Annotated in this window: 4 protein-coding genes; 1 reads left to right on the plus strand and 3 read right to left on the minus strand. The window is 75.0% G+C overall.

Going from position 1 to position 1,797, the window contains the following annotated elements; genetic code table 11:
- The coding region (locus tag AC6RA4_RS25310; RefSeq protein ID WP_500165059.1) for a hypothetical protein at positions 1-218 on the minus strand (218 nt) is incomplete at its 3' end.
- 106 nt (positions 219-324) lie between these two features.
- Here AC6RA4_RS25310 and AC6RA4_RS25315 point away from each other — a divergent pair.
- On the plus strand, positions 325-843 hold the full coding sequence (locus AC6RA4_RS25315) for a hypothetical protein (protein WP_500165061.1): 519 nt from the start codon (positions 325-327) through the stop codon (positions 841-843).
- Between the two features lie 6 nt (positions 844-849).
- Here AC6RA4_RS25315 and AC6RA4_RS25320 read toward each other — a convergent pair whose 3' ends face one another.
- Positions 850-1,338, minus strand: a complete 489-nt coding sequence (locus AC6RA4_RS25320) for a type II secretion system protein M (protein WP_500165063.1) — start codon at positions 1,336-1,338, stop codon at positions 850-852.
- Positions 1,335-1,797, minus strand: a 463-nt coding sequence (locus tag AC6RA4_RS25325) for a hypothetical protein (RefSeq protein WP_500165065.1), incomplete at its 5' end; no start/stop codon positions are given. The genes AC6RA4_RS25320 and AC6RA4_RS25325, both read right to left, overlap by 4 nt.

Below are 1,797 nucleotides of genomic sequence, written 5' to 3' on the forward strand. Positions count from 1 at the left end.
GGCGCCGGGGGCGCGGGCGGTTGCGGCGTGCCGAACAGCGCCGGCCAGGAGCGCGGCTCGGGCGCGTCGCCGGCGCTGGCCGGGGGCTGGATGATGGCGGTGTGGAACGCCGCCGCCTGCTCCTCCGGCGGGCTGGAGAGCTCGTGCCACAGCGCCTGGCCCGCCAGCGCGGCGGCGGCCAGGGCCGGCAGCATCAGCAGGGCGGCAAGCAGGCGCATGGGTCACACTCCGTGGCGGTGTCGGCGGTCGGCGGCTCGCGTCAGTGGACGAAAATCGCAGATCATGCTACCGCAGGGACAACGAATATACAAAAAAGAGCAGAAAATGCAGGCGTTTTCCATCGCGAAGCTCGCGGGTTTCGGCCTTGCGGTCGTGGTTCTTGGCAGCTGTGGCGTTTCCGCCCCGTCTGGCGGGGCGATGAACTTCCGCAACCAGTATGCCACCGCGCGCAATGCGCTGGAGGCGGGGAAATATTCCCAGGCGCAGCGCGCCTATGCCCGGCTGCTGCCGCAGGCCGGTCCGCTGACGCCGCGGCTCCGGCTCGAATACGCCCACAGTTACCTGCGTGCCGGCGATTATGCCCGCGCCGCCAGCGAGGCCCGCGCGGTCGCCGCAACCGAGACCGGCGCCGGCCGCAGCGCGGCGCTGGCGGTGATCGGGGCGGCCGAGCACGAGATCGGGCTGGCGCTGCTCTCCGAAGGCGAGACGGCGGCGGGGCAGACCCATCTCGCGGCCGCCGGGACGGCGCTCGGGGAGCTGCTCGCCGAGCATCCCGAGCTCGATCCGCTGGGCTCTCTGGCCGGGCGCAAGGCCAGCATCGACGTGCGGCTGTCGCGGCTCTGATCCGGCCTAATCGCGCGGTGACAGGGTCAGGCGCGCGGCCACCAGGCCGGGGCGTTCCAGCGCCTCGAGCCGCAGGCTGCCGATGCGGTAGCCCCAGCCCGGATCCATCCGGCTGAGCCAGCCGGCCAGTGGCACGAAGGGCACCTCGTCGAAGCTCAGCTCGACCTCGTCGCCGGCGCGGGTGGCCAGCGTGCTCACCGCGCCGCGCAGCCCGGCCGTGATCAGGCTCTGTTCGATGCCGCTCGAGCCGATCGGCGGCCCCGCCTCGGGCGCCGCTCCGGCCTCGGCTGGGATCTCGGCGATCCGCGCCGCGACCCAGTCCTGCAGCGCCAGCGCCTCCGCTTCCGCGCGCTCGGCCCCGATCCGGCGCTCGTGCAGCGGCAGCAGCAGGCCGAACACCACCGCGAGCGGCAGCACCCCGAAGACCAGCAGCCCCAGCAGCAGCCGTTCGCGCGGGGCCAGGCGCAGCAGCAGGTCGATCAGGCGGTTGCTCATCGCGGGGCCTCCGGGCCGGGGGCGAGGCGCAGCTCGCTGCGCACGCCGTCGCGGCTGTCCTCGGTGCGGGAATCCGCCACCGTCACCGCCAGCCCGCCGGCGCGCAGATCCGCGGCAAGGGTCTCTACGGCGGCGAAATCCGGCAGGTGCAGCACCACCGCCAGCCCGTCGGCGGCGCCATAGGTGACCAGCTCGGTGCGGGCCGGGCTGGCGGCCAGCAGGTCGGCGGTCCGGGCCAGCAGCTCCAGCGCCGTCTCGGCCTCCCCTGCAGCCCCCCCGGCGCGCATCCCCGCCAGCGCCCGCGCGACCTGGCTGCGGATGTCGAGCAGCGGGCCGGAGGGCAGGAAGTGCTGCCGCACCAGCGCCTCGGTGGCGGCGGCGGTGGCGGCGGTCCGGGCCTCGCTCCGGGCGATGGCGCTGCGCTCCCACCAGGGCACGTGGCGCGGCGCGCCGGGCGCA

It is taken from the genome of Salipiger sp., assembly GCF_059781815.1.